Origin of the sequence: Brucella sp. IR073, from assembly GCF_049065735.1 — a bacterium.
In the GTDB taxonomy this organism is placed as follows: Bacteria; Pseudomonadota; Alphaproteobacteria; order Rhizobiales; family Rhizobiaceae; genus Paramesorhizobium.
Window position 1 is genome coordinate 416382 of sequence record NZ_JBAKHD010000003.1, and the last position, 25094, is coordinate 441475.

A 25094-nucleotide genomic window follows, 5' to 3' on the forward strand; every position below is an offset into this window, starting at 1 on the left:
CATGAACCGCATCCTCAAAAACCGCGAAATCCTGCTTTTTGCCATCATCACCATCCTCGTGGCGGCATTCTCTGCCCGCGCGCCCGGCTTCGCCTCGCCGGGCAATCTCGCCAACATCTTTAACGACACCTCAATCCTCATCATCCTGGCGCTGGGTCAGATGGCGGTGATCCTCACCAAATCCATCGACCTCTCCGTCGCCGCCAACCTCGCCTTCACCGGTATGGCGGTAGCGATGCTCAACGCCGCTCATCCCGATTTGCCGCTGGCGGCACTCGTCATCATCGCCGTGGGCATCGGTGCGTTTCTCGGTTCGCTCAACGGCCTGCTCGTCTGGAAGCTCGGCATTCCGCCCATCGTCGTAACGCTGGGTACGCTCACCATCTATCGCGGCATGGCCTTTGTCCTCTCGGGCGGCGGCTGGGTCAATGCCCACCAGATGACGCCGGAATTCCTCAACACCCCGCGCCATGTCCTTCTCGGCCTGCCCATCCTCGGCTGGATCGCCGTCGCCATCGTCATATTTATATACATAATGATGACGCGCAGCTTCTTCGGCCGCGCGCTCTATGCCTCGGGCGGCAACCCCACCGCCGCTGTCTATGCCGGCATCGATGTCGGGCGCACGCGCTTCTTCGCCTTCGTGCTCTCAGGCGCGCTCGCCGGGCTTTGTGGCTATCTCTGGGTCTCGCGCTATGCCGTCGCCTATGTCGATATCGCTGCCGGCTTCGAGCTCGACAGCATCGCCGCCTGCGTCATCGGCGGCATCTCGACCCTTGGCGGCATCGGCACGGTCGCGGGCACCGTGCTCGGCGCGCTGTTTCTCGGCGTCATCAAGAATGCCCTCCCCGTCATCGATATTTCGCCCTTCTGGCAGATGGCGATCTCGGGCGCGGTCATCATCCTCGCCGTCATCTTCAACGCGCGGGCGGAGAAACGCGGTGGCCGCATCATCCTGCGCGACAAGGCAGCCAAGACCTTCGAGGAAGCCAACGCATGAGCACCCTCCCGGAAAAACGTCATATCCCAGATAGGCTCGGCACCTCCCTCACCCGCCTGCTCTCCAGTTGGGAGGTGCTGCTCCTCGGCGTGGCAATCGCGATTTTCATCGCCAATTCCTTCGCCTCGCCTTACTTCCTCAACGCCTGGAACCTCTCGGACGCCACCTTCAATTTCACCGAAAAGGCGCTCATCGCCTTCGCCATGGCGCTCTTGATCATCTCGGGCGAGATCGACCTATCGGTCGCCGCCATCATCGCGCTCGCCTCCACGGCGATGGGCGCGGCAGCGCAGATCGGCATCGGCACACCGGGGCTGGTTGCCATCGGTATCGGCGTCGGTCTCCTCTGCGGCGCCTTCAACGGCTTTCTGGTGGCGGGGCTCGGGCTGCCTTCCATCGTCGTCACAATAGGCACGATGAGCCTCTTCCGCGGCATCTCCTATATCGTGCTGGGCGATCAGGCCTATGGCAACTATCCGGAAAGCTTCGCTTATTTCGGGCAGGGCTATGTCTTCTGGGTCATTTCCTTCGAATTCATGCTCTTCGCCCTTTGCGCCATCTTCTTCGCCGTCCTCCTCCACGCCACCAGCTTCGGCCGCCGCGTCTACGCCATCGGCAACAATGCCTTTGCCGCGCGCTTCTCCGGCATTCCGGTGGAGCGGATCAAGTTCATTCTGTTCCTCCTGACCGGCCTGATGAGCGGCATCGCCGCCGTATGCCTGACCTCGCGCCTCGGCTCCACCCGCCCCTCCATCGCGCAAGGCTGGGAGCTTGAAGTCGTCACCATGGTGGTGCTGGGCGGCGTCTCGATCCTCGGCGGCTCGGGCACCATCGGCGGGGTGGTCATCGCCGCCTTCGTCATGGGGCTCGTCACCTTCGGGCTGGGGCTGCTGAACGTGCCGGGCATCGTCATGTCGATCTTCATCGGCCTGCTTCTGATCGTCACGATCTCGCTGCCGATCCTCTTCCAGCGCCTCAAGGGTAAGAAAACCACATGAGCGAAAAATACGCCTTCAAGATGCGGCTCAATCCTGGCATGGAAGCGGAATATAAGCGCCGCCACGATGAGATATGGCCCGAGTTGGTGAACCTCCTGCACGAGGCCGGTATCTCCGATTACTCCATCCATCTCGACCCTGAGACCAATACGCTTTTCGGCGTGCTGACGCGCCCGGCGGATCATCACATGGCCGATCTTCCAAACCACCCTGTGATGAAGAAATGGTGGGCGCACATGGCGGACATCATGGTGACGAATCCGGACAATTCACCGGCTCAGTCCGATCTCGTGACGCTGTTTCACCTGCCATGAACATCGCCGTCCTCGATATCGGCAAGACCAATGCCAAGGCCGTCATCGTTGATACTGCGACGGCCACGGAAATAGCCGCCCGTACCACGCCCAACCGTGTGCTGTCAGGCCCGCCCTATCCGCATTACGACATCGAAGCGCTGTGGGCATTCTTCCTCGAATCCCTCACCGCCTTCGCCCAAACGCCTGGCTTCGACGCGGTCTCGATCACCACCCACGGCGCATCCGCTGCGCTCCTTGGCGAAGAGAACCTCGCCATGCCGGTGCTCGACTACGAGCACACCTACCCCGACCACATCCGCGAAAGCTACGCGGCGCTCCGCCCGGATTTCAGTGAAACCTCGTCACCGCTTCTTTCCGGCGGGCTCAATCTCGGCGCGCAGCTTCATTACCAGAAGACCGCATTCCCCGATCTTTTCGCGAAGGTGCGGACCATCCTCACCTACCCCCAATACTGGGCGTGGCGGCTGACCGGCATTGCTGCCTGCGAAGCCACATCCCTCGGCTGCCATACCGACCTCTGGAATCCGCCAAACGCAACCTTCTCTTCTCTGGTCGATGAGCTGGAAATCCGGCCGCTTCTCGCCCCGGTCCGCTCCGCCTTCGACGCGCTCGGCCCCCTCTTGCCCGAAATCGCCCGCGAAATCGGGCTGAGCCATCCCGTCCCCGTCCATTGCGGCATCCATGATTCCAACGCCTCGCTGCTGCCGCATCTGATCCGGCGGGAGCCACCCTTCGCCGTCGTTTCGACCGGCACTTGGGTGGTCATCTTCGGCGTCGGCTGCCATGCGGGCGATCTCGACCCGCAGCGCGACACGCTCGTCAATGTCGATGCCTATGGTCGCCCCGTCCCCTCCGCCCGCTTTATGGGCGGAAGGGAGTTCGAACTGCTGATGAAGGGCAGCCCTTCCACCCTCGATGAGGCCATCGCCGCATTGCCGGAAGTGCACTCGCACCACACCATGGTGCTCCCCAGCGTCGTGCAAGGCTCCGGCCCATTCCCGACGCGCGAAATGGAATGGCTCAACGCCGAAAACCTCACCCCAGCCGCGCGCTACGCCGCCGCCTCGCTCTATGCCGCGCTGATGACCGATGTGAGCCTCGGCCTCGTCAGTGCCGATGGCCCTGTTATCATCGAAGGCCCCTTTGCAAAAAACAAAATCTACACCGCCGCCCTCGCCCATTTGACCGGGCGCGAAGTGCTGGCACTCCCCGGCTCCACCGGCACCAGCCTCGGCGCTGCCATGCTCGCAGGGATGCGGCCTGGCGCGAGTGCGCCCGAGCCCAATGATCTGACGATGCTCAAAACGTTCACCGCTTATGCGGAGAAATGGCAAGGGCTCGTTATCCCATGTCAGTTGAGCGCTCTCGCTCATTGCTGACGAAACAGGCTTGTACCGCCCCCATCATTTCACCTGTTTCACTGCCTCGTAAACGGCCCGCTCCAATTGCGGATCTGAGCCACCGGCGTAAGGTAGCGGACGTTCAACCACGATATCCGGCTCGACACCCTTTCCCTCCAAAGCCTCGCCGTCCACACGAATACCCGCTACAGCGACATATAAACCGCCGCCATCTGGAAGCGGGAAGAGCGAGCCGGCGGCTACGGCACCTGCCGTCCGACTGCCCACGAGCAGCGCCAGCTTTTGCTTTTTGGCGGCATAAGCCATGATCTCGGCGGCACTGCGCGTGTGGCCATCGATAATGATCACCAACGGTTTGCCGTAAGGCATGACTGGATAATCAGTCCACCCCTCCTTTTGCCGTCCCTTGAAGCTCACAGCAATTCGAGGTCCAAAATATGTTTGTAAGATATCCATCCCCCCACCGCCGATCCGTCCACGCGCATCGAGAATAACTGCATCGGCACTGGCGAAGGGCCCGCTCAATGCCGCCCGCAATGCCGTTGCGGGACCGCCGGTTCCGTCACGTGTCAACATGGCCCAGCCGCGCAAATAGCCGATCTTTACACCGTCACGCTCAATCAACCGCACACTGTTTTCCGTTGCATGGCTCAGCACCCGCAAGGCATCGTCGCTGATAAGTTTCATTGTCCGGCTTTGAATGGGGCCATCCTGCGTCCGCCGGAATTGCACGGTCGTCGTTTCTGGGTCCGTCATCGTTTTTCGATCCGGCCAGCGTGCGGCGAAAACCGCAAGGCCGGGCTGCACCAACTCGTCGCCTTCTTTCAGGCCAGCCTTTTCCGCCGGACTGCCATCAAGGATATTTTCGATGAAAAGACGCCCATCGATCAACTTGGCGAAAATACCCGCTCCACGCAATTGCGGCGGCCCGAGATGCTCCGCAAGAACCGTCTTGAAACGATCCAGCGAGCCGTAAACCGAATAGACGATAGCGAGGCTCGGATCGGTTGGTCCATAATAGGCGGTATGGGATATCTTCAGTTGCGCCGGTAAATTCGCAGCAATCTTCCAGAATTGCTCATCGCTTTTGGCCGCTTGCGCCTGACGGCGGCTTTCGTCGCAAGCCGCTGACCAATCGACACCCGTCATACCGGGGTCGAAGAAATTCTCGCGCAAGGTGGTGCATATCGCATTGATCGTCCCCACACGCGTCGCGACCATGTTTGCGGATTCGCTGGAGAAGGCTGGCGTACTCGCAATTAATGCGATCGCCGCCGTGAATTCACGGCAAGAAGAGCGCATGACATAACCTTTAAATCACCAATAAATTATCAGGCTGCTCTAAAGGAGAGGCCATTTTATGGCGCACTTGCAAAGGAATTACTTGATCCGGTCCAGCGCCGCGCGCTGTTCATGCATCGTGAGGAAAATGCGGTAATCGCGGTCGAGCGCCGTGCGCGTTTCCGGCGAGGGCTTGCATTCCAGCCCGCCCTTCTGCATTCCCGTGCAGGCGGCTGCCAGATCCGGATAAAGCCCGGCGGCGGTGGCGGCCACCATGGCGGTGCCGAGCAGCATGGCGTCCTCCGCCTGCGGCACGATCACCGTGCAGCCCGTCGCGTCGGCATAAAGCTCCATCAATAGCGGGTTCTTGATGTGGCCGCCGGTCACATGCAGCGTGTCGATAGTGTAGCCCCTGGCGTTGAGCGCCTCCAATATGTGTCGCACGCCCAGCGCAATGCCGACGGCAGTGCGCCAGTAAAGACGGCAGAGGTTATCGAAAGAGGCGTCCAGCGTCAGCCCGCTGATGACGCCAACGGCGTGCGGATCGGCCAGCGGCGAGCGGTTGCCGTGGAAATCCGGCAGCACATGCAGGCGCCGGGCAAAATCCGCGCCCTCCTCGGCGCGCAATTGCTGCACCCGCTCGACGATGCGCTGGTGCATGGCCGCGTTCGGCTCGCCGCCCGCGCCGTGCCAGCGGATGATATGGTCGAGCAGCGCACCGGTGGCCGATTGCCCGCCTTCGTTGAGCCAGCAGCCATCGAGCACCGCGCCGTAATAAGGCCCCCAAACGCCGGGTGTCGGGCGCGGCGTTTGCGAAAGCGCCATCACGCAGCTCGATGTCCCCGCGATAAGCGCCAGATGCCGGTCGATTTCTTCTGGTTTTCCCGCATAGCCGCCGAGAACGCCAAGCGCACCCGCATGGGCGTCGATCAGCCCCACGCCAACGCGGCAGGCCGTGGTCAGCCCCAGCTCCGCCGCGGCAGCTTCGGTAAGAGGGCCGAGATTATCGCCGATGGGGCTTGCCTTGTCAGGCAGCGCTCCCTTCTCCCGCATGTCGGCAATGCCGACTGTCTCGAAGAAGTCCGTCTGCCAGCCAGGCTCCTCATGCGCTAGATAGGCCCATTTGCAGGTGAGCGTGCATTGCGAACGCTCCAGCGAACCGGACGCCCGCCAGGTGAGATAATCGGCAAGATCAAGGAAATATCCCGCCTGCTCCCACGTCGCGGGCATATTCCGCTTCAGCCACATCAGCTTCGGCGTTTCCATCTCGGGCGACATGACGCCGCCGATATATTCGAGCACGCGATGGCTCGTCGCCGTACATTCATCCGCCTCGGCCAGCGCCCGGTGGTCGAGCCAGACGATGGTGTCCCAGCGGTTCTCGCCGGAGGGCGAGACGGTGAGTTGATCGCCCTCGCGGTCACGCACCACCAGTGAACAAGTGGCGTCGAAGCTGATGCCCGCCACATCTTCGGCTGCAACGCCCCCCTTGGCCAGCGCCGCCCGCACCGCATGGCACACCGCCTTCCAGATATCGTTGGAATCATGCTCGGCGAAATCCGGCTTCGGCCGGTTCATCAGGATCGGGTGTTCGGCGCGAGCCAAAAGATCGCCGTGACGCGAGAACACACCCGCCCGCGCGCTTCCCGTGCCGACATCGACCGCAACAATCTTATCCATCACCAGCCTCCCACCGATTCCGCCGGAACATAGCGCATCGATGGGAGAGTTGGGAATTGTTTAGGCGCGCTTTGTTGGGAAGGTTCACATCACCAGCAGGTATACCCCCCATCCGCCAGCACGATAGACCCTGTCAGCAGACTTGCCGCATCGGAGGCAAGGAAATGCACCACCGAGGCGATCTCGTCCGGCTGGCCGACCCGCCCCATAGGAGTCATTTCCAGCCACACCTTGTACATGTCGGGATTTTCATTAATTCCAAAGGAAGTAAGCGGGGTTTCGATATAGGTCGGCGCAACGGCATTGACGCGCACGCCGCGTGCGCCCCATTCGGCGGCGAGCGATTTGGTCAGATGGTGCACCGCCGCCTTGGAGGCATTGTAGAACGCCTGCGGCTGCGGCTTGTTGACGATGAAGCCGGACATGGAGCCGATATTGACGATGGCGCCCTTGCCCTGATCCAGCATTTGCCTACCGAAAGCGCGGCAGCACCAGAACAGCCCGTCGACATTGACATCCATGTGGAAGCGCCAGTGCTCGTCGGTGGTATCCTCAGCGCGCACATCGCTGACCGCGACACCGGCATTGTTGACTAGGATATCGACGCGGCCATGCTGCTTAACCACTTCGCTGGCAACCGCGTCCACATCCTTGGATTTGGTCACATCGAGGGTCACCCCATGCGCTTTCAGGCCCAATCTCGTCAGTTCCGCAACACTCGCCTCCACCCGCTCGGGCTTGAGTTCCGCGACGATGACGGTCGCGCCCGCTTCGCCCAGCGCCCGCGCGCAAGCCGCGCCGATGCCCTGCCCGCCTCCGGTCACCACAGCCACACGTCCATCGAGTTTCAGTTTGTCCATATACATTGGGTCTGCCTTTTCAGTTCGTCATTACGCCGGCCTTGGGACACCGGCATGCGTTTCATGCAATCCGGACGGAAGCTGTTTCCCGGATCGCTCACAGCGCCTCGCCATTTTCTCCGAAGCGGTGCAGCTTGCTGGCCTCGGGGGTGAGAAACACCTGCTCGCCATGCCCGACCGAAAATTCGCCGGGCGCGCGGGCCGTCATCAGGCCCATTCCATCCGCATCGACATGGATGAATGTGTCGGAGCCCAGATGCTCGACCACCGTCACTTTTCCCGGCCATGCCCCTTCCGTCTTCGAGACTTGGATGTGCTCGGGCCTCACGCCGATGGTCGTGGCATTTTCCTTCGCCGCCGCCGCTCCGCCGACGAGATTCATCTTCGGCGAGCCGATGAAACCGGCAACGAAGAGGTTCTTCGGATTGCGGTAGAGTTCGAGCGGCGAGCCCACCTGCTCGATGCGCCCCGCATTCAGCACCACGATCTTGTCCGCCATGGTCATGGCTTCCACCTGGTCATGGGTGACATAGATCATCGTGGTCTTCAGCTGATGATGCAGCTCGCTGATCTCCAGCCGCATATTGACCCGCAGTGCCGCATCGAGATTCGACAGCGGCTCGTCGAAAAGAAACGCTTGGGGCTGGCGCACGATGGCCCGGCCGATGGCGACGCGCTGGCGCTGCCCGCCGGAGAGTTGGCGCGGCTTGCGGTCGAGATAGTCGGTGAGGTTCAAAACCTTCGCGGCGGCGCGCACCTTGGTGTCGATAGTGGACTTCTCCTCGCCCGCCATTTTCAGCGGAAAGGCGATATTGCCGTAGACGCTCATATGCGGGTAAAGCGCATAGGACTGGAACACCATGGAGAGCCCGCGCTTGGCCGGCGCCTCGCGCGTCACGTCCGCCCCGTCGATGCGGATCGTGCCATCGGTCACATCTTCCAGCCCGGCGATGATGCGCAGCAGCGTCGATTTTCCGCAGCCCGAAGGCCCGACAAAGACCACGAATTCCCCATCGGCGATGTCGAGATCGATCTGCGGAATGACCTTGGTGGTTCCGAAGGATTTCGAGACCTTTTCGAGTGTTATGCTTCCCATGAAACCCTCCTTTTTTCAGAAGCATGATCTTGTCCGAAAAGTCTGCAACTTTTCGGGATCATGCTTTATTTCACCGCCCCGAACGTCAGCCCGCGCACCAGCTGCCGCTGTGAGAACCAGCCGAGCACGAGGATCGGCACGATGGCGAGCGTCGATGCCGCGGAAAGTTTGGCCCAGAACAGCCCCTCCGGGCTTGAATAGGAGGCGATGAAGGCGGTGAGCGGCGCGGCATTGGCGGCAGACAGATTCAGCGTCCAGAACGCCTCGTTCCATGCGAGGATGATGTTGAGAAGCAGCGTCGAGGCGATGCCCGGCACGGCCATCGGCGTCAGCACATAGACGATTTCCTTCATGAGCGAGGCGCCATCCATGCGCGCGGCTTCGAGGATCTCGCCCGGGATTTCCTTGAAATAGGTGTAGAGCATCCAGACGATGATCGGCAGGTTGATCATGGTCAGCACGATGACGAGCCCGAGCCGCGTGTCTAACAGCCCCCAATCGCGGAAGACTAGATAGATCGGCACCAGCACACCCACCGGCGGCAGCATCTTGGTGGAAAGCATCCACATCAGGATGTCCTTGGTGCGCTTCGTCGGCGAAAACGCCATCGCCCAGGCGGCGGGAATGGCGATGGCAAGGCCGATCAGCGTCGAGCCGAAGGACACGATCACCGAATTCATCACATGCTTGAAATAGTCGGAGCGGCTCTGCACCGCGTGATAGCTCTCGAGCGTCCAGTCGAAGAACAGGAAATGCGGCGGCGAGGCGATGGCTTCGCCCTCTGACTTGAAACTGGTCAGCACCGTCCAGAGGATCGGGAAGAAGATGACAAAGCCGACGATCCAGCCGATGACGGTGAAGATCGCCTTTCTGCGGGGTGAAATCGCGCGGGCCATTGGGAATCACGCCTCCAGATTCTTGCCGATGAGGCGGATGAGGAAGATGGCGACGATATTGGCGAGCACCACCGCGACAATGCCGCCCGCCGACGCGCCGCCCACATCGAACTGGAGGAGCGCCTGCGCATAGACGAGATAGGTGATGTTGGTGCTCTCATTGCCCGGCCCGCCATTGGTGGTGACCAGAATTTCGGCGAAGACGCTGAGCAAGAAGATCGTCTCGATCAGCACCACCACGGTCATGGCGCGCGAGAGATGCGGCAGCACGATATAGATGAAACGCGAGATGGAACCTGCCCCATCCATCTCGGCGGCTTCCTTCTGCTCCTCGTCGAGCGATTGCAGCGCGGTGAGCAAAATGAGCGTGGCGAAGGGCAGCCATTGCCAGGCGACGATCATGGTCACCGAGAACAGCGGCAGATTGTTGAGCCAGTCGATGGGCTGCAGGCCGAAGAGCCGTGCGATCCAGGCGAAGATGCCATAGACCGGATGCATCAGCATGTTCTTCCACACCAGTGCCGAAACTGTCGGCATCACGAAAAACGGCGCGATGACCAGCAGCCTGACGATGCCCTGCCCGAAAAACGGCTGATCAAGCAGCAGCGCCAGCAGCGTGCCGCCGACGATGGTGATGAGAAGCACCCCGCCCACCAGTAGCAGCGTGTTGAGCAGCGCGGTGCCGAAGGCCGGATCGGTGAGGAAATAGCTGTAATTCAGCGTCCCCGCCCATTCCTCCATCCCCGGCATCAGAAGATTGTACCGCAGGAACGAGAAATAGACCGTCATTGCCAGCGGCACGATCATCCACAGAAAGAGCAGGATGACTGCCGGGCTCATCATCAGACGGGCGGCGGACCGCGTTTGCAGCGTTGCCATGGGTGGTTCCCATTTCTCGGTTATAGATGTCTTGCAATTCGGGAGGACGCCAGCGGGACAGCGCCTTCCCTGCCTGCTTGCTTGGCATTCCTCCCTCCCCTCCGTCATCCTCGGGCTTGACCCGAGGATCCACGGCTAGGGAGCACTGACCTTTCCGCATGCCTCGGCGCATTCCAGCGAGCGGAAAGGTCATTTTAGTGTTGATATCAGCCTGAAGGGCCATGATCCCGAAGCGGGCGATAGTACCGTCTCCGCCCCCTTTGCCGTGGATCCTCGGGTCAAGCCCGAGGATGACGTAGGAGAGGTGGAGAAGATGCGCTAAATCCTGCACCACCCCCACCCGGCCCTTCGGGCCACCCTCCCCGCAAGGGGGAGGGAAAGAGCGGCGGCGCTACTTGATATACCCGCCCTTCGTCATCTCGCGCTCGCTCAGCTGCTGGGCGTTCTTCAGCGCCTGATCCACCGAAAACTGCCCCGCCAGCGCCGCTGAGAACTGCTGCCCGACCGCCGTGCCGAGGCCCTGGAATTCAGGAATCGCGACGAACTGCACGCCGACATAAGGCACCGGCTTCACCGTCGGCTTGGTCGGGTCGGCGGCGTTGATCGAGTCGAGCGTCATCTTGGCGAAGGGCGCGACCTTCAGATACTCGGCGTTTTCATAAAGCGAGGTGCGCGTGCCGGGCGGTACGTTGAGCCAGCCATCCTTGGACGCGACGAGATTGAGATAATCCTTCGATGTCGCCCAGTTGATGAATTTCTCCGCCGCTTCCGCCTTCTGCGAACCCGCCGGAATGGCCAGCGTCCACGCCCAGAGCCAGTTGCCGCGCTTGCCCAATCCCTTGTCTGGCGCCAGCGCGAAGGCCACCTTGTCGGCCACCTGGCTTTCCTTGGGATCGCTCACGAAGGACGCAGCCACCGTCGCATCGATCCACATGGCGCATTTGCCGGTCTGGAACAGCGCCAGATTCTCGTTGAAGCCGTTGGAGGAAGCTCCCGGAGGGCCGGCATCCTTCATCAGGTTCACGTAATAATCCAGCGTCGCCTTCCATTCCGGCTGGTCGAATTGCGGCTTCCAGTTTTCGTCGAACCAGCGCGCGCCGAAGGAATTGGACATGGCGGTCAGCAGCGCCATGTTTTCGCCCCAGCCCGCCTTGCCGCGCAGGCAGATGCCGTATTGCTCTTTGCTCTTGTCGGTCAGCTTGCGCGCGGCCTCGCCGACGAAATCCCAGGTCGGCGCGTCGGGCATTTTCAGCCCCGCCGCGTCGAACAGATCCTTGCGATACATGACGAACGAGCTCTCCCCATAGAACGGCGCGGCATAAAGCTTGCCATCCTGCGTGAGACCGCTGCGGATCGGCGGCAGCAGATCGTCGACGGCATAATTCTTGTCCGCCGCCAGCTTGTCGAGCGGCAACAGCCAGCCCTGCTTGGCCCAGATCGGAACCTCATAGGTGCCGATGGTCATGATGTCATACTGGCCGCCCTTGGTGGCGATGTCGGTGGTGACGCGCTGGCGAAGGACGTTCTCCTCAAGCACCACCCATTGCAGGTCGATATCCGGGTTCTTGGACTTGAAGTCGTCGGCAAGCTTCTGCATGCGCACCATATCGCCATTATTGACGGTGGCGATGGTCAGCGTCTCCGCTCGCGCGAAGCCGGCCATCGCGACCAGCGAGCAGGCGCCGAGCATGAGTGATTTCAGTCTCATCTGTTCCTCCCAGACATTAGAGCACCAAAACGGGCATTTGCTATTTCGTTGAGCAATTACTCAACATACGGCGCGCCGTGTCAAGAGCCATTCGTCGCCGCGATGCAGCAATCAGCCATCCGGCTTCGTCATCCTCGGGCAAGTTTTTGACCGAAGTAGACATTTACTGGAGGTGCAAATTTGAAGCCTCATTTATGGATGCCAACGCTCTCCTACGGCCGCCCGCTCATCCTGGCGGCGAGCGTCCCATTTGTAGCCTTTGGCAATCGAGACGAGCAGTGCTGCAACACGCGGATGGGAGTTCCCATATCGCGCAGCAAGTTCGCGATATCGCCCAGCTAGTTTACGTTCCTGTTCGCCACCATCATATGGCCCGCGAGTCGTAACACCGCGCGCATTCTGGACGCCTAGATCAAACTTTTCACGAAGCCCGCCGTTTTCAGCACGATCCAAGAAATCCAGTATCGTCAGCGGCAGCCATTCCTCCCAAGGACGGCGGCGCGCAAAGCGTGCTAACAGCGCGCCGAAATGTGTTTCGGCCACGTTTTTGCGATCTGCTTCAATTGCTTGCCGCATGGCCTCTTCAGCCCACGCTATGAAATCCTTCTCGACAATATTCCCGTCGTTGTCCAATCCTGGCAGCCTATTCCATCCCTCCAGCGCATGATATGCAAGTTCCGACAGGAACTTCTGGCGCTCTGGCAGCATTTCCTGCTGCCCTGGATCGTCTTTTCCGTCACTACGATGGTAGCGCCAACAAAGTAGCTGGACAAACGTAGATGGGTCGCGGGCCAGTTCCCTATGCACCGCGAGCGTTCTTTCATGGTGGCGGTGCCCATAGCTGCAAAGAAGCGGAACGAAGGGAAGTTCCAGCATTGCAATGCGTTCATCGGAGAAGTTGTCAGCTTCATCCAGGCGCTTGAAAACTTCGTCTAAGCGATACGCATCTGGCAGCACTCCATCAGGCTCTTGGCCGTATGCAATGGCTTGGAGAATCTGCTCCCATTGCTCGGGAGATAGCCTATTGGGCCACAGGCCGATGGCAGCAAACGCGGAACGTGGACGCTGCGCATCAAGCAGCTTTGCTATGGCATATTCGATTTCTTGCGATGGCGTGTCGTCCCATATTCTGATCGACACGGTGCTCCAATAGGTGGCAGCGGCGTCATTTCCTATTTCTTCAGCAGCTGTCCAGCCTGAGACGCTGCCAGGAAGATGCTCAGCGAGCCGATGCTGAACGGCGATATTCTCCAAAATGCCACTCTCACGAAGAATATGAAGGACGGCCCGGAGGTCGTTCCGCCCGGCGGTCCAAAGTACCTGTCGAAGGAAAGTATTGGCCGCTTCGCTTGGTTGATGTTCAAGAGCACGAGCAATCCATTTGGCCGCAATTTCAGGAGAAGCGTCTGGCGGTACCAACACCTGGGCAACGAGATCGGGCTGCTTGACGCTAAGGCCAAACTCGAAGACTTGATCCTCGCCCAATTCCTCTTGAATTTCCGCGATGGCCTCTACGCGCTTCTGTCGCACGCGAGCGTCGCGCTCCTGCCACGATAGATGGCCTTCTCTCTCTTCTTCAACAAGGAATCGCCATTCGACATATGCGCTTTCGAACAGCCAGCGATGACGGGCAGTCGCAGTTACCGGCTCCAGTGCAGTTTCTATCCTACGAAGGGAAACGACCAACTCGTCTTCGTCTTCACCATCTTGGTAGGCACGCATCATTTGCCGACGACGGAAGTCATGGCAGAGTTCCGCCTTTTCTTCGTCATCAGCATCTACCGCCCACTGCTCAATCTCCCCAACCAAGCGGCTCAAATCGTGCGGGTGCAAGCGAGGCGCAATTTGCAGCAGTTTTTCCAACTCGGCCTTGTTGAAGGGGGCCAAATCTAACAAAAGGCAGCTGGCTTCAATCGCGGCATCTCGTACGTCAATGTTCGTCGGGACAGGCACTTCCTGCTCCAGCGCGCGCCACTGAGGCCTTGCGGGCTTTATGGCGAACCCCGGACCTCCATCCGGAAGCAGTGAGATGCAGACATCCATTGACGCGCTACGGAATTGTCCAGACAGGTTCCGCAACACGCGCATTCGCTCTGGAACATCTAATGAAGTTGCCGGAAGCCAGACGCGGAACAGTGAGCGCGCGGTGGATATCGGGGAATTCGACCAATTATCCTTTATCTCAAACCGCTGAAGGTCAAACACAATACCGGCAGCGCGCGAGAAATAAATGGGATGCCAAGCTAGCAGTTCAAGAGCCCAAAGCAGATCGGTGCGAAGGCACTCCCCTCTGCTTGGTCCTCCTGTGGTTCCCATGATTGCGTTGATAGTCGGCTCAGGCCGTCGAAGTTCTTCTTCCAAGCAATCAAGAAATGTATTTGGCGACGCCTCCGCAAGCGCTCGCAAATGATCGCGAATTGAAAGCCAGCGCTCCTCACCGGCATTTTGCATAAGGGAACGCACGACCTGACTGGCGCGGTACGCTAAGTCTATTTGCAGCCTATTTCCGCAGACCTCTGCTCCATGGATCGCAAAAATACACAGAGTATCGCCAAGCCCGGATAGAAGCGCTCCGGAATAGCTGCGTCCTTTACCCAGGACATTTGCCATCCACCATTGGTCCTGGGGTAAATCCAAGGCCGGGTCCCGTTCGCCGAGCAGTTCGGGCACGAGCTGAAAGAAGCGATCCAAATCGGTAAGCTCGATATAGGGCCCTATCGCGAAGAGAGCATCAAGCTGAGAAACAACAACATTGACGTTGCCATATTTCGCGATCGGCGCGTCGTCGAGCGTTAACAAAGTATCTCGAACGTGTTCTGTTTCGCCATCGGCAAACTCACCGAGAAGCTGGAGGACTATGCCGTCATGGAAGTGCTCCCTTTCAACCCAGGATCCTGTCAGAGCGAAAGGGAGAAGCTGTTTGGCTGATGCCCGATCGCGGGCCCACACCGGGCGCCGTACTTCGGGATCAGGGGAGCGTTGGCGCCGCAGCACAGGAACGGAATGGCCCGTCTTCCGGGCAAGGCTCTCTGCCTCATCCTCCGCCAATCCCATAGCCTCAAGCTCAGAACGAAAAGTTTGGGACGGCACATGAGAAAGCTGCACGGACTCCTGAACGTCCACGCGGCCTCTGGAGTACGCCCTGACAATTGTGATATTGCGCCTGTCCCCGAAATCGGCTTCCTGCCCTTCCGGAATATCTGCTATTGCGATCAAACGGGAAGCACCGGCTGTCGGGATTCTTATTCCGCCGGAGGTCACGACCAATGTGCGGTCAAGCAGATCAAGCGCATCTGCCTCGATTAGAGCCGCGACAACAAATGCGATCGCCTCACTTCGATCGTCAGCCTGGACGGCTACGACGGGGGCGCCGTCTCTGAGCTTTTTTAGGAGTGTGTTGGCTTCGTTATGCCTCCGAGTGGCGACTAGTCGCCTAGATATCGGTGGCACGGAGGCCGTTGACCATTTTTGCCACCACTCTTGAGGCGTTAACAAGCCTAAGCTGGCTACCCCAAGGAGCTCACCCAGCCAGCGAGATGTTGCAGGTGCTTCTTCGAGCCAAGTTTCGAGATCGATAGCGTCGTAGGCATAGACTGCCGACCAAGAACCTTCTCGGCGGCGTTTCTCTAGCCATTCATCCTTCGTGTGCCAGCGTCTGGGGGTAACAAAAACAAAGCTACTATCCGCCAGCTCATCCTGAGGGGTTTCCGCAGTTCGTTTCTCATAATCACCGTCTGCCTTACCCCGCGGCTCTTGGTTGCATCCCATCTCCCAAACGCTTCGTCCCTGCGGGACCCAAGCCGTCGCATATTCAGCTTCGCACCGACCATCAAGACCGGGTAGATCAATGGCTTCGTTGCCCGGAAAGCGCAGCGATGACAGAGATGGTGTAGTCTCGCGTATCAGTCGACGGACAAGGAGCGGCAAGCTCCTTCTACACTCGTGACGATCTGCCCATTGACGAATGATCGTTTCATCGACCGACATAAAATCCTCGGTTCAAACTTTCTTTCAGCATAGATATCGCGTTCCTATCGTACTTTGAATAACCGCCGAAACGTTCACCTCTCTTCGTTGCTTCAATCCGGTACCAACCAGGCACCGCCGCCGTTGCAGCGTGGCGGCTGGTCCCGAGGAGCTGCTATAGTAATTGCCGTTATCGCTGAACGCCCCGCTGTAGATTCTCGGGACAAGCCCGAGAATGACGTCAGGGTTATTCCGCGTCTTTCAACAATGCCGCCGCCGTCGCCTCATCCGTGATCAGCCCATTCACCAGCCGCCCTTTCACCGCCGCCGCTATCGCCGGCTGTTTCCTGCGGCCCTTGGCGAGCGCGATGACCAGCGCATCGCCACCGCCCGGAATCGGTGCGCTGGCGACGTGCTCATTGGTCAGCCCCTCCAGCAACCGGCCGTCGCTGTCGAAGGTCCAGCCCAGAATTTCCCCGACGGCCCCAGCCTTCCGCAACGCCTTCAGCTCTGTCTCGGTCACAAACCCGTCGACATAGAGCGGCGCGTCGTCGCCTAGATCGCCGATGCCGAGAAAAGTTACATCCGCCTTCGCCGCGAGTTCGAGCACCGGGCGGATCATGGCTTGGGCATGCAGCAATTCGCGCTCCTCTGGCGAAGCGGCGATGACCGGCAGCGGCAGGGGAAAGCTGCGCGCATGGATCGCATCCGCGATGTTGAAGATGACATTGTAGAATGCCGCCGATCCATCCGGCGCGATGCTGCCAGCGAGCGAAACGATCTTGTGCTGCGGACATTCCATCGGTGACAATTGCTCGATGGCCGCCTTCAGCGTGCGCCCGGTGCCGATGGCCATGACGATGGGTTGCGGCGATTTCAGCCAGCGCGCCATCTCCTCCGCCCCCGCCTCCGCCACGCCCAGCGTGGTGGAGGAGGACGCCGGATCGGTCGGCACCACCTCGGCGAAACGCAGGCCGAACTGTTTCTTGAGGCGGGCGGCAAGGTCGAGGCAATTGGCGATGGGGTGTTCCAGCCGAACCTTCACCAGCCCCTCGGAAACCGCGAGCGAAACCATACGCTGCGCCGACTGGCGCGAGACGCCGAGCTTGGCGGCGATCTCGTCCTGCGTGTTGCCTGCAATGTAATAAAGCCACCCGGCCCGCGCCGCGTCGTCGAGCTTCGTATTGTTGTTGTCGCGTCTTGAGCTCACCGGTTACCCCGTCAGTTTGCGTAGTACAAAATGGAACAGGCTAATGACGGGTGCAACTCCCTTGGATTGGAACTGAACCGTAGAGCGCCACACTCAGCACCCAAAATCTTGACTTCCGCGCCCATCTTTTGTTTCCTCCTCGCCATGACGTTCCACCCCCAGATGAAGAGCAAGGTCGAAGGCGTTTCCATTGTGGAGACCTTGCGCTGGCGCGCGTGGAATGGTGTCCTTGCCGATGTCTGGTCGGTGATGTGCGCCGAGGGTGCGAGCGGGGAATATGTCTCCCGCGCGCCACGCCTGTTCGTGGTGCTGGACAATCAGGGCGTCGGCCGCTTCGCGCTGCGCCAGAGCGAGCGGCAGCAGCCCGTGCCGAAAAGCGCCGCGCCTTACCGGATGAGCTATATCCCCGCGGGAATGCCGATCTGGAGCGAGGCGGAAAACACCGGCTTCCTGCGTCATCTCGACCTGCATTTCGACATCGAGACGCTGGGCCGCCGCTTTGCCGGCGTGCTCGATATGGAAAAGCTTGAAGTCCCGCGCCTGATGTTTTCCGACGAGCGCATCGCCGCCCTGGCCAGCCTCATCGCCGCCGAATGCCTGAACGACGACCCGTTGCACGATCTCTACGGTGACGGGCTGGTGACGGCGCTGTTCGCCGATCTGTTCAAAATCGGACAGGTGCAGCCGAGGAAGCGCAGCCAGCTTTCGCCGAGGCAGCTGCGCCGCGTGGTCGATTTCATCGAGGAGAACTGCCTGCGCTCCATCCGGCTGAAGGAATTGGCCGATCTCGCCGGTCTTTCGGAAACCCATTTCAGCCATGCCTTCAAGGCTTCCACGGGCGTGCCGCCGCATCAATGGCAGATGCAGGCGCGCATCCGCAAGGCGTGCGAGCTGATGAACCGCACGGCTCTATCGCTCACCGCAATCGCCTCGGCCACCGGCTTTTCCGACCAAGCCCATTTCACCCGCGTGTTCAAGCGTTGCCTGGGCGTCACACCGGCTGTCTGGCTGCAATCCCATAAAGGATAAGCCCAAAACCGTTCAACAAGCCGCAAAAAGCGACAATCCACGCAAAGATTCTTGAGGTAAAGGCTCATCTTATTTTCGACAGGGTTGACGGGTTTCCCAAGGGCGTCTCGCCATCAGGGAAATCCGGGGTAGCAGGGGTTCATAGTCATGGTCACATCGCGCCGGAAGGCCACGCTCCGCATTCTTTTGAGTGGCGCAGCCGCGCTTCCCGTTTTCCTCTCATCGGCTCAGGCACAGGAAAACCGCGGAACCATCGAACTCAAACAGATCACCGTCGAAACCGGCAAAGCCAAGCTGGGAAGCGCCACCGGCCCGGTCAACGGCTTTGTCCCTGAGGACACCGCCACCGGCTCCAAGACCGACACGCCCATCGAGCAAATTCCGCAATCCGTCTCCGTCGTTGGGCGCGAGGAGATGGACGACACCGGAGCGCAGAAGCCGGACGAGGCGCTGCGCTACACCGCCGGTGTCTTCGCCCAGCCCTTCGGCCCGGATTTCGACACCAACTGGCTCTATATCCGCGGCTTCGATGCCACCCAGACCGGTACTTATCTCGATGGGCTGCAGAATTTCGGCTATGGCTTCGGCGCGTTCCTCACCGACAGCTTCGGCCTCGAGCGCATCGAAGTGCTAAAAGGCCCTGCCTCAGCGCTCTATGGCGGCAGCAATCCCGGCGGCATCGTCAACTATGTCAGCAAGCGCCCGACCGGCGAGCGCATCCGCTATCTCGAGGCGGGCATCAACTCCTTCGGCAATGGCTATACGGGCTTCGACATCGGCGACAAGGCGTCTGATGTGGTCAACTACCGTGTCAACGGCGTCATCGGCGGCGGCGATGGCTATACCGATTTCGAAGAGAATTTCCGCGGCGTCATCTCGCCTAGCATCTCCTGGAGCCCGGACGAGGCGACAAAGCTGACCGTGCTCGCCAACTACACCCATCTCGACGGCACCCACAATGGCGGCGCCTTCCTGCCCTATTTCGGCACGGTGGTAGACGCGCCCTTCGGCAAGATTTCCCGCAAGGCGAACTTCACCGAGCCGTCAATCGATAGCTACGACCGTGAGCAGGCTTCCATCGGCTACGAGCTGGAGCATACGTTCGACAATGATTGGACCGTGCGCCAGAACCTGCGCTACGGGTTTGCGCATGTGAAGGAGCATAGCCTTTATGCGTTCGGCTATGAGCCCTTCTCGCCGCAACCCATAGACGGCAATTACAACCTTTCCCGCATCAATTTCCGCCATGACACGACGGTCAACACCTTCCTCGTCGACAACCAACTAGAAGGCAAAGTGACGACCGGCGCTATCGAGCACACGCTGCTTTTCGGCGTTGAATATAAATATTTCAACATTGACCACATGCAGCAGACGGGTGGTGCCACCCCGATCAACGCCGTCGATCCGATCTATGGCCTGCCGCAGGGGCCAATGTGGGATCCCTATATCGACCAGGATATGAAGCGTAATCAGATCGGCATCTATGCGCAGGACCGGCTCCGCTTTGGCGACGGCTGGATCATGACGCTCAACGGCCGTTATGACTATGTGTCGGACAAGTCCGAAGGGCTCCCCGCATTCCGCGATCACGAAGGCAGGGCGAGCGGCCGCTTCGGCCTCGGCTATGAGTTCGACAATGGCCTGACGCCCTATGCCAGCGTCGCCAGCTTCTTTACACCCATTCTCGACACGGTCGGCTCCGCCACGCTCGGCACCGTCGAGCAGGCAAAGGCCGAAACCGGGCAGCAATATGAAGTGGGCGTCAAATACCGTCCGCAAGCCTTCGACGGGCTTATCACCGCTTCGTTCTTTGACCTGACCAAGCAGAATGTGATCACCACCAACCCTGCCGACCCAGTGGGCACGAAGCTGCAGATCGGCGAAGTCAATTCGCGCGGCTTCGAGATCGAGGCGCAGGCGAACATCACCGATGCATGGCGTGTGACGGCGGCCTTCACCACCTACCAGCTGGAAGTGACTAAGGACGGCAATGCCGCGATCATCGGCAACCGGCCCGTCCTGCTGCCGGAAACGCAGGCCTCCGTGTTCGCCCAATACACCTTCCTCGACGGCCCGGTTGAAGGGCTGCAGCTCGGCGCGGGGGTCCGCTATGTCGGCTCCTCCTATGCCGATGCGGAGAACAAATACAAAGTGCCGAACGTGGCGCTGGTCGACCTGAAGCTCGGCTATGCGAAGGACAATTGGGGCGTCGACCTCAATGTCACCAACCTTTTCGACAAGGACTATGTCGCAGGCTGCCAAGGCATCAACAATTGCGGCTATGGCGAAGGCCGCAAGGCGCTGCTCAAGGCGCATGTGAAGTGGTGAGGATGGCTGCCTGAGTATAAATGGAAGTGTTGGATGACGCCCCCCTCTGGCCCGCTTGGCGCCCTCCTTCCCCCTTGCGGGGAAGGTGCCCGCGTAGCGAGCGGATGGGGGTGGTGACGCCTGCGCCACGTTCTTCAGCACAAGCGCAAGCGTCCCCACCCCCACCCGGCCCTTCGGGCCGCCCTCCCCGCAAGGGGGAGGGAGGGAGCCAAGTCATCACCCGGCGCGCCATGCTCGCCCTCGCGGCGGGCATACTCGCGTCTCCCAGCACGCTTCGCGCCGGCCCTCTCCCCCGCATCGCGGCCATCGACTGGGCGATGTTCGAGACGGCGCTTGCCATCGGCGCGGTGCCCGTCGCGGCGACCGAACTCATCCAGTTCCGCGAAATCGCCATCGAGCCGGAAGTGCCGCCTGATGTCGTGGATATAGGCCTGCGCGGCGCGCCCAATATGGAACTGCTGCGCATCATCGCGCCGGACCTGATCCTGAGCTCCAATTTCTACGAATACCGCCGTCCCGCCTTCGGGCGCATCGCGCCCGTCTTTTCCCAGACGATCTATGAGGCCGGCGTTCCGCCCTTTGAGCCGGCGCGGAACGCCATGCTGGCGCTCGGCCGGAAGCTCGGGCTGGAAGACACCGCGCATAATTACATCGCCGCGACAGAAGCCGACATCGCCACTTTACGCGAGCGCATCAAAACACGCAGCCGTCCGGTTTTCCTCATCAGCATCGGTGACAGCAGGCATTTCCGCGCATTCGGCGGCGACAGCATGTTCGGCGACGTGCTCGCCCGCCTGGGGCTTGCCAATGCCTGGAAAGGCGCGACCAGCTATTCCGCCACCGCCCCGGTCGGCATCGAGACGCTGGCGGATGTGCCGGAAGCCGACATCGTGGTGATCGGCCCTGTCCCGCCCGAAGCGCGGGTGATCCTGCCTGCCAGCCCGATCTGGAACGCGCTTCCGGCTGTCAGCGAAGGCCGCGTGGCGATGCTCGCCCCCATCGACCATTTCGGCGCCCTCCCCGCCGCCCGCCGCTTCGTTCGGCTGCTGGGGGCGGCTGGTTCGTTCCCTGCAAATGCCAATGGTTAGACCTATCTGCTCTGTGAAGAAATCAGTGATGCCGTGGTTCTACCGCCCCATCCTCCTTTGGTCGCTCCTCGCGCTTGTCGCCGCCGCACTCTGCGCGATCATCATCGCTCAGCACCTGACGCCCGGCGCGGCAACCCCAGATCTCCAACGCATCATCCTCTTCCATGCCACCCTCCCCCGCGCAGCGATGGCCATTCTCTGCGGCGCGGCACTCGGCCTTTCCGGCCTCCTTCTCCAGCGGGTGCTACGCAATCCGCTGGCGGAGCCTTCGACGCTCGGCATATCGGCGGGAGCGCAGTTGGCCATGGCGGCGGCCGCCATTTATGCCCCCGCATTGCTGGAAGCCGGGCGCGAAGGTGTGGCGCTGGCGGGTGGGCTGGCAGCGGTCGCCTTCGTGCTGGCGCTCAACTGGCGGCGCGATCTGGAGCCGGTTTCGGTCGTGCTGGCCGGCATGATGATATCTCTGACGGCCACCGCCGCCAGTGCCGCGCTCATTCTCGCCAATGGCGAATATATGTTCTCGCTCTTCATCTGGGGCGGCGGAACGCTCAGCCAGCAGGGCTGGGAACCCACGATGGCCATTGCGCTGCGGCTGGCGCTGGTGGCGGGCGGTGCGCTGCTGCTCCTTCGCCCGCTCACCATTCTCGGCCTCGACGAACGCAACGCCCGCAGCCTCGGCGTCGCGCTTTACGCCACCCGCCTGATGGTGATCGCGCTGGCCGTCTGGCTGGCGGCGAGCGTGACGGCGGAAGTCGGCATCATCGGCTTCGTTGGACTAGCCGCACCAGCCCTTGCGACTTTAAGCGGCGCGCGCACCCCGCGTCAGAAGCTCATCGCCGCGCCACTCATCGGGGCAATCCTGCTTCTCCTTGCCGATGGGCTGGTGCAGCTTTTTGCCGGTTCCGGCGGCGAGCGCATTCCCACCGGCGCGGCGACAGCGCTGCTCGGCGGCCCGCTGCTTCTCTGGCTGCTGCCGCGCCTGCGGATGCTGGAATGGCCCTCGCTGAGCGCCAAGCCGCCCGCCACCCGCCGCGCATCTCGCCCGCTCCTTCTGCTCACCCTCCTCGTCATCCTCACGCTCGCCATCGGGGCGCTCGCCCTCGTTCTCGGACGCGGGCCGCATGGCTGGAACCTCGCCCATGGCGCTCTTCTCCATGACCTCGCCGCCTTCCGCGCGCCCCGCATCGCCATCGCCGCCGCTTCTGGCGCGATGCTTGCCGCGGCAGGCACGATCATGCAGCGGCTGACCGGCAATCCGCTCGCGAGTCCGGAGATACTCGGCATCGGCACCGGCGCGGGCGTTGGCCTCGCTGCTGTCCTCTATTTCAGCGCCATGCCCGGCCAGGGCCTGCAACTCATTGGCGCAAGCGCCGGGGCGCTCGTCACCCTCCTTGTCATGCTGTCGCTCGCCGCGCGCGGCGGCTTCGGGCCGGAGCGCTTGCTGCTCGCCGGCATCGGCATGGGGGCGCTGTGCAGCGCGGTGCTGACAGCCATCATCGCCACGGGCAACCGGCAGGCCTTCCGGCTATTGGAATGGCTGAGCGGCACCATCAGCGAAGTCTCGGCCGGAGAGGCCCGCATCGCCTGCCTCGCCGCCATCCTCCTCATCGCGCCGCTGTTCCTCACCCCGCGCTGGCTCGATATTCTCCCCCTGGGCAAGACCGCCGCCCGCTCGCTCGGTCTGCCCTTGGCGGGAAGCCGCCTCCTGCTCATCCTCCTCTGCGCCGGGCTTACGGCTTCCGCCTCGCTGCTCGTCGGGCCGCTGAGCTTCATCGGCCTCATCGCCCCGCATCTGGCGCGGCTCATCGGCCTCCACCGCCCACTGCCCGCGCTGCTGGGAGCCGTTTTCATCGGCAGCGGTCTCATGATCCTCTCCGACTGGCTATCGCGCATGGTGGCGTTTCCCTACCAGCTTCCGCTCGGCCTGTTCGCGTCACTCATTGGGGGTGCATATTTAATCTTTATGCTTGGCCGGGGCGAAAGCCGCGAAACCACCTGAAATTCTGCGTGTTTATTCCTATATGTCGCCAAAACAAGCGGGTATGGAGAATGGGCATGAACATCGGAGAAGCCGCCAGCGCATCGGGCGTCTCGGCCAAGATGATCCGCCACTACGAAGCGATCGGACTGATCAAACCGGCGGAGCGCACCGCCTCGGGCTATCGAGTCTATTCGGCCAATGAGACCGAAACCCTGCGTTTCATCCGCCGCAGCCGCGATCTGGGCTTCTCCATAGAGCATATCCGCACGCTGCTGGCGCTCTGGCAGGACCGCGAGCGCGCCTCGGCGGATGTGAAGCGCATCGCGCTCCAGCATGTGGCGGAGCTGGAGGCAAAACAGCGGGAGTTGCGCGAAATGGCCGATACCCTACGCCATCTGGCCGACCATTGCCATGGCGATGCCAGGCCCGATTGCCCGATCATCCAGGATCTGGCCCATGCGGAAGCGCCGCCGGCGATGCATCGCCGGTCCGGCGCGCTCAAGGGTGCGCTCGCGGGTTGAACGCGGGGCGTATTCACCGGAAATTTATCCGATTGCACCCTGACGGCGATCTGCTCTACCACTAATCTCGTTTGGTCAAACGGAGGAATGATCAGTGCCTGTTCGTACGGTTGTGTGGGGTGAGAACATCCACGAGAATACTAATGCTCTCGTCCGCGAGATTTATCCTGATGGCATGCACGCGACGATCGCCGCCGCGCTCAACCGCGACCCTGATATCCATGCCACCACCGCCACGCTGCAGGAGCCAGAGCATGGCCTTCCCGAAGACCAGCTGGCCGAAACAGACGTGCTTGTCTGGTGGGGCCATCAGGCGCATGGCGAGGTCTCGGACGCAGTCGTGGAGCGCGTCGCACAGCGCGTCTGGGAGGGCATGGGGCTGATCGTGCTCCATTCCGGCCATTTCTCCAAGATCTTCAAGCGGCTGATGGGGACACCCTGTGCGCTCAAATGGCGAGAGGCGGGCGAGCGCGAGCGCGTATGGGTGATCAACCCGCGCCATCCCATCGCCGCGGGCCTTGGCGAAAACTTCGTCCTCGAGAATGAGGAGATGTATGGCGAGCAGTTCTCCGTGCCTGAACCGCTGGAGACCGTGTTCATCTCCTGGTTCCAGGGCGGCGAAGTGTTCCGGTCCGGCATGACCTGGCGGCGCGGCGCGGGCAATATCTTTTACTTCCGCCCCGGCCACGAGACATACCCGACCTATCACGACGCCAATGTGCAGAAGGTGCTGATCAACGCGGTGAAATGGGCGCACAATTCCGAAGACGCGCAGAAGAACATCGCCGACGCACCGAATGTCCCGGTCGAAAAAGCGCCCGAACCCATCGTCGAGCGCGGACCCAAACTGCATCAGCCCGGCGAAGCCGGTTACAGATAAAGCATGATCCAG

19 protein-coding genes are annotated in these 25094 nt (G+C 61.2%); 10 read left to right on the forward strand and 9 right to left on the reverse strand.

Going from position 1 to position 25094, the window contains the following annotated elements:
- The first annotated feature begins 1 nt into the window (after position 1).
- From ACOWVG_RS08725 to ACOWVG_RS08740, 4 genes are read left to right on the forward strand one after another with little or no spacing between them, the layout of a single operon-like run.
- Positions 2–1000, forward strand: a complete 999-nt coding sequence (locus ACOWVG_RS08725; protein ID WP_420961478.1) for an ABC transporter permease — start codon at positions 2–4, stop codon at positions 998–1000.
- Positions 997–1998, forward strand: a complete 1002-nt coding sequence (locus tag ACOWVG_RS08730) for an ABC transporter permease (protein ID WP_420961480.1) — start codon at positions 997–999, stop codon at positions 1996–1998. Before ACOWVG_RS08725 ends, ACOWVG_RS08730 begins: the two co-directional genes overlap by 4 nt.
- Entirely contained in the window at positions 1995–2312 is a 318-nt protein-coding gene (rhaM, locus tag ACOWVG_RS08735) for an L-rhamnose mutarotase (RefSeq protein ID WP_420961481.1), read from the forward strand. The genes ACOWVG_RS08730 and rhaM overlap by 4 nt, the downstream gene beginning before the upstream one ends.
- Entirely contained in the window at positions 2309–3694 is a 1386-nt protein-coding gene (locus tag ACOWVG_RS08740) for an FGGY-family carbohydrate kinase (protein ID WP_420961483.1), read from the forward strand. The genes rhaM and ACOWVG_RS08740 overlap by 4 nt, the downstream gene beginning before the upstream one ends.
- A gap of 24 nt (positions 3695–3718) precedes the next feature.
- On the opposite strand, the gene ACOWVG_RS08745 is transcribed toward ACOWVG_RS08740, so the two are convergent.
- From ACOWVG_RS08745 to ACOWVG_RS08785, 9 genes are all read right to left on the reverse strand, one after another.
- The gene (locus ACOWVG_RS08745) at positions 3719–4897 is read right to left on the reverse strand and encodes a S41 family peptidase (RefSeq protein ID WP_420961484.1); all 1179 of its coding nucleotides are present in this window, start codon (positions 4895–4897) and stop codon (positions 3719–3721) included.
- A 159-nt stretch (positions 4898–5056) separates the two neighbouring features.
- On the reverse strand, positions 5057–6637 hold the full coding sequence (locus ACOWVG_RS08750) for an FGGY-family carbohydrate kinase (RefSeq protein WP_420961485.1): 1581 nt from the start codon (positions 6635–6637) through the stop codon (positions 5057–5059).
- Positions 6638–6726: 89 nt separating this feature from the next.
- Positions 6727–7503, reverse strand: a complete 777-nt coding sequence (locus ACOWVG_RS08755; protein ID WP_420961487.1) for an SDR family NAD(P)-dependent oxidoreductase — start codon at positions 7501–7503, stop codon at positions 6727–6729.
- A gap of 91 nt (positions 7504–7594) precedes the next feature.
- Positions 7595–8593: an ABC transporter ATP-binding protein gene (locus ACOWVG_RS08760; RefSeq protein ID WP_420961488.1), complete on the reverse strand. Its 999-nt coding sequence runs from the start codon at positions 8591–8593 to the stop codon at positions 7595–7597.
- 65 nt (positions 8594–8658) lie between these two features.
- On the reverse strand, positions 8659–9489 hold the full coding sequence (locus ACOWVG_RS08765; protein WP_420961489.1) for a carbohydrate ABC transporter permease: 831 nt from the start codon (positions 9487–9489) through the stop codon (positions 8659–8661).
- Positions 9490–9495: 6 nt separating this feature from the next.
- Positions 9496–10368, reverse strand: a complete 873-nt coding sequence (locus ACOWVG_RS08770) for a carbohydrate ABC transporter permease (protein ID WP_420961490.1) — start codon at positions 10366–10368, stop codon at positions 9496–9498.
- A gap of 391 nt (positions 10369–10759) precedes the next feature.
- A complete protein-coding gene (locus ACOWVG_RS08775) occupies positions 10760–12076 on the reverse strand; it encodes an ABC transporter substrate-binding protein (RefSeq protein WP_420961491.1) in 1317 nt (438 codons plus the stop codon).
- Between the two features lie 192 nt (positions 12077–12268).
- Positions 12269–16063: a hypothetical protein gene (locus ACOWVG_RS08780; protein ID WP_420961493.1), complete on the reverse strand. Its 3795-nt coding sequence runs from the start codon at positions 16061–16063 to the stop codon at positions 12269–12271.
- A gap of 226 nt (positions 16064–16289) precedes the next feature.
- Complete coding sequence (locus tag ACOWVG_RS08785; protein WP_420961494.1) at positions 16290–17252, reverse strand: sugar-binding transcriptional regulator; 963 nt, start codon at positions 17250–17252, stop codon at positions 16290–16292.
- A gap of 144 nt (positions 17253–17396) precedes the next feature.
- Here ACOWVG_RS08785 and ACOWVG_RS08790 point away from each other — a divergent pair, with 144 nt between their 5' ends.
- The 6 genes from ACOWVG_RS08790 to ACOWVG_RS08815 all read left to right on the forward strand — a co-directional run bounded on the left by ACOWVG_RS08790 (position 17397) and on the right by ACOWVG_RS08815 (position 25082).
- Positions 17397–18281 carry a helix-turn-helix domain-containing protein gene (locus tag ACOWVG_RS08790; protein WP_420961496.1) on the forward strand — a complete coding sequence of 295 codons (885 nt, stop codon included), beginning with the start codon at positions 17397–17399 and terminating at the stop codon, positions 18279–18281.
- A 147-nt stretch (positions 18282–18428) separates the two neighbouring features.
- Positions 18429–20612 carry a TonB-dependent siderophore receptor gene (locus ACOWVG_RS08795; RefSeq protein WP_420961498.1) on the forward strand — a complete coding sequence of 728 codons (2184 nt, stop codon included), beginning with the start codon at positions 18429–18431 and terminating at the stop codon, positions 20610–20612.
- Between the two features lie 230 nt (positions 20613–20842).
- Positions 20843–21700, forward strand: a complete 858-nt coding sequence (locus ACOWVG_RS08800; protein ID WP_420961500.1) for an ABC transporter substrate-binding protein — start codon at positions 20843–20845, stop codon at positions 21698–21700.
- A 28-nt stretch (positions 21701–21728) separates the two neighbouring features.
- On the forward strand, positions 21729–23699 hold the full coding sequence (gene fhuB, locus ACOWVG_RS08805) for a Fe(3+)-hydroxamate ABC transporter permease FhuB (RefSeq protein WP_420961501.1): 1971 nt from the start codon (positions 21729–21731) through the stop codon (positions 23697–23699).
- 56 nt (positions 23700–23755) lie between these two features.
- Positions 23756–24202 carry a Cu(I)-responsive transcriptional regulator gene (gene cueR, locus ACOWVG_RS08810; protein WP_420961503.1) on the forward strand — a complete coding sequence of 149 codons (447 nt, stop codon included), beginning with the start codon at positions 23756–23758 and terminating at the stop codon, positions 24200–24202.
- Positions 24203–24296: 94 nt separating this feature from the next.
- Positions 24297–25082 (forward strand): ThuA domain-containing protein, encoded by a 786-nt coding sequence (locus tag ACOWVG_RS08815; RefSeq protein ID WP_420961504.1) that lies wholly within the window; start codon positions 24297–24299, stop codon positions 25080–25082.
- The last annotated feature ends 12 nt before the right edge of the window (positions 25083–25094 follow it).